The organism is Thermodesulfobacteriota bacterium, assembly GCA_040756475.1.
Taxonomy (GTDB): domain Bacteria; phylum Desulfobacterota; class Deferrisomatia; order Deferrisomatales; family JACRMM01; genus JBFLZB01.
On sequence record JBFLZB010000307.1, the window covers coordinates 1 to 3,244 of the forward strand.

4 protein-coding genes and 1 pseudogene are annotated in these 3,244 nt (G+C 69.4%); 3 read left to right on the top strand and 2 right to left on the bottom strand.

What is annotated here, in order from left to right; all coding sequences use genetic code 11:
- Positions 1–519: 519 nt before the first annotated feature.
- A complete protein-coding gene (locus AB1578_22915; GenBank protein MEW6490751.1) occupies positions 520–834 on the top strand; it encodes a hypothetical protein in 315 nt (104 codons plus the stop codon).
- A 34-nt stretch (positions 835–868) separates the two neighbouring features.
- Here the strand turns inward: AB1578_22915 and AB1578_22920 are convergent, their stop codons facing one another.
- Both AB1578_22920 and AB1578_22925 read right to left on the bottom strand, forming a co-directional pair.
- Complete coding sequence (locus tag AB1578_22920; protein MEW6490752.1) at positions 869–1,000, bottom strand: hypothetical protein; 132 nt, start codon at positions 998–1,000, stop codon at positions 869–871.
- Between the two features lie 30 nt (positions 1,001–1,030).
- Positions 1,031–1,342 (bottom strand): annotated as a pseudogene (locus AB1578_22925) (transposase).
- Between AB1578_22925 and AB1578_22930 the strand changes: the two are divergent.
- Positions 1,229–1,870, top strand: coding sequence for a hypothetical protein (locus AB1578_22930; GenBank protein MEW6490753.1), 642 nt, complete (start codon positions 1,229–1,231; stop codon positions 1,868–1,870). The pseudogene AB1578_22925 and the gene AB1578_22930 sit on opposite strands and share 114 nt — an antisense overlap.
- Before the next feature lie 302 nt (positions 1,871–2,172).
- Positions 2,173–3,147: a class II fructose-bisphosphate aldolase gene (locus AB1578_22935; protein ID MEW6490754.1), complete on the top strand. Its 975-nt coding sequence runs from the start codon at positions 2,173–2,175 to the stop codon at positions 3,145–3,147.
- Positions 3,148–3,244 lie beyond the last annotated feature (97 nt).

The following is a 3,244-nucleotide window of genomic DNA, read 5'->3' on the forward strand; positions in this document are numbered from 1 at the left end:
GAGCCAGCGGGCGAGGGTGGTAGAGGCCCGGGCGGCTGTGGCGCAGGTTGCCGTGAGGGAGCTCGGTTACGCCGGAGCCGCGGTGGCCCGATACCTGCGAGTTGTCCCCTCCACGGTGAACCGGCATACCGGGGGGGGGAGCTGCGGCCGCTGGCAAAGCGGCTGAGAGAGACCCTGGAGAAGTGATGCACCGTTGCACTTACGTCCCGATAGCGCCGCCCGTCCCGATAGCGCCGCCCTTACGTCCCGATAGCGCCGCCTTACGTCCCGATAGCGCCGCTCGGTGGGGGCGAGCTGCGGCCGCTGGCAAAGCGGCTGAGAGAGACCCTGGAGAAGTGATGCACCGTTGCACTTACGTCCCGATAGCGCCCTTACGTCCCGATAGCGCCCCGGCCCGAACTGGTCGGAGGGGGGCTGAGGAGGAGCTGCGGAGCGTGGCTGGAACGGCCGGGACGCACGCGAGGAGAGGAACAGGAGCCGCCCGCCTATGACGAGCGGGTCCTGGGGAGCTCGGAGTTCGTGCAAAACATCTTGGCCGAGGCGGACTGGGAGAGGCGACAGGCGCTTCGGAAGAAGATAGGGCTCGACGAGCTCGCAACCCGTGTGCTGGCGGCGACGGGAATCTCGGGGCAGGAGCTGCGAAGTGGCGTGAAGCGCCCGGCCGCGGTCGCCGCCCGGCGGGCGTTCACGACGATCGCGGTCCGGGACTACGGGTACTCTGCGGCGGCGGTGGGGCGCTACCTGGGGGTAGTGCCTTCCACGGCGCAACGACAGGCGAGTGTCGAAGAGCCGAATCCCCTGGTCGAGCGCATTCGGAAGGATCTGGGGATATGAATTGCGGTATTTCAGTTACTAAGGAGTGCGTTATCTACCGGACATAGGCGATGGCCGCGTACTGCACCGAGGGTGCCTGGAACAAGGCCCGCACCTTGGCGGGGAACTTCTGCAGGGAGCGCAAGGCAGAGAGGGCGCGGCGCTTGAGGGCATCGGGGCCGGCCACGGGAGTGCGGCCCACCTTGTGGCGCTTGACCTGGTTCCAGACCAGTTCATCCGGGTTGAGATCCGGGGAGTACGGTGGCAGGAAGAACAGGCGCAGTTGACCTGGCTCGTCCGCGAGCTTGCGCGCCGGGCGGTGGGGCTGGATCGGCTGCAGCCCTTGCGCGGGGGAAGGCGGAGGCTTAGGTAGGAGGCGTGAGGGCAGTCGCTCGGGGGTGGAAAGGAGTGGGCCATGAAGAGTCGTTTCGTGGCCGCAGTGGCCTTGTTGGCCGTGGCGTGGGGTCTCGCCGTTGCGCCTTCGTCGCTCGCGGGGTGGGATCGGGGACGGGGGCGCGGCGCCAAACATCACTGGGTGTACGATGGCCGGGGGTACCGCTCCGACTTCGGTTGGAGGCCTTACCGATTCCACCGCCACCACGGCTTCGGCGCCCGCTGGTACGGCGGGGCGGTCGTGGTCGGTGATCCGTACCCCTACTGGGGTTCGGACCGCCCGTTCTGGGGAACCGTGCTCGGCGGGGTGACGGGCGGGCTGCTGGGGTCCCGGATCGGCGGGGGGGCTGGCCGGACGGCCGCCATCGTCGGTGGTACGGTGGTGGGGTCCCTGGTGGGGGGCGGCGTGGGGCGGTACATGGACGACGTGGACCGCCTCTACCTCGCCCGCACCCTGGAGGCGGCGCCGTCGGGCCGGGTAACTGCGTGGCAGAATCCCGACACGCAGACGCACTACCAGGCGCAGCCCCTGCGCACCTACCAGCGCCCGGACGGCCGCTACTGCCGGGAGTACCAGACCCGAGCCCTGGTGGGAGGCGCGTGGCAGGACGCGTACGGGACCGCGTGCCGGCAGCCGGACGGGAGCTGGGAGCTCCAGCGTTAGGGGGGGCGCGTTCGCGCGCGCGTGGAACCGGCAGGGCGGAACGGGGCAGCTTTCGCGGGGGGCGCGCGAGGCCTCCCACAGAGCCGCCGCTGCCGGCGCGGGAGGGACGACTAGCGTCCTTTCCCCGAGCGCCTCTTCCCCCCCCCCACTCCCCGCCCCCGGGGCCCCGATGCAAGCCCCACGGACCGCCGAAAGCCCGGCCGAACGGGAGCGTCGCACCGCGGCGTGTTGCTTGGAAGTAGCGTCCTCTTCCGCTAGGATGGCCGCGCGCGGTTTCGTTCACTTCCGGGAAGGAGGACATCATGGCGGTCCACTACAAGGAGCTCGGCCTCGTCAACACCCGCGAGATGTTTCGCAAGGCCATGGCGGGCAAGTACGCGATTCCCGCGTACAACTTCAACAACATGGAGCAGCTCCAGGCCATCGTGCAGGCCTGCGCCGAGACCCGCAGCCCGGTCATCCTCCAGGTCTCGAGCGGAGCGCGCAAGTACGCCAACGCCACGCTCCTGCGCTACCTGGCCCAGGGGGCCGTGGCCATGGCCGAGGACCTGGGGAGCCCCGTGCCCATCTGCCTGCACCTGGACCACGGCGACACCTACGAGCTGTGCGTCTCGTGCATCGAGAGCGGGTTCTCGTCGGTGATGATCGACGGCTCCCACCACCCCTTCGAGGAGAACGTGGCGCTGACGAGGAAGGTCGTGGCCTACGCCCACGAGCGCGACGTGACGGTGGAGGGGGAGCTCGGGGTGCTGGCCGGCATCGAGGACGACGTGAGCGCCGAGGTGAGCCACTACACCAAGCCCGAGGAGGTGCAGGAATTCGTCGAGCGCACCGGTGTCGACAGCCTGGCCATCTCCATCGGCACGAGCCACGGGGCCTACAAGTTCAAGGTGAAGAGCCAGGACGAGGTGCCGCCGCTGCGGTTCGACATCCTCGAGGAGGTGGAGCGGCGCATCCCGGGCTTTCCCATCGTGCTCCACGGCGCGTCGAGCGTGGTGCCCGAGTACGTGGATCTCATCAACCGCTACGGGGGCTCCCTCGAGGGCGCCGTGGGCGTGTCCGAGGACCAACTGCGCCGGGCCGCGGCGAGCGCCGTATGCAAGGTCAACATCGACTCCGACGGTCGCCTGGCCGTGACCGCCAAGATCCGGGAGTACCTCGCAAAGAACCCCAAGGAGTTCGACCCGCGCAAGTACCTGGGGGCGGCGCGGACCGAGCTGGTGGCGTTGCTCAAGCACAAGAACGAGAAGGTCCTGGGCAGCGCCGGGCATGCCTGAGGTCCCCTTTACCGCCCTCAAGCTGCTTTCCCCCTTCGGGATGCCCCTGGGGCTCGCCTGCGCGCTGCTCCTCCTGGCGCTGCTCCTGTCCTGGCGC

Excerpts from the sequence above, each read along its gene's own strand:
- AB1578_22930 (MEW6490753.1), top strand. The coding sequence starts at position 1,229 with ATGAAGAGTCGTTTCGTGGCCGCAGTGGCCTTGTTGGCCGTGGCGTGG.
- AB1578_22935 (MEW6490754.1), top strand. The coding sequence starts at position 2,173 with ATGGCGGTCCACTACAAGGAGCTCGGCCTCGTCAACACCCGCGAGATG.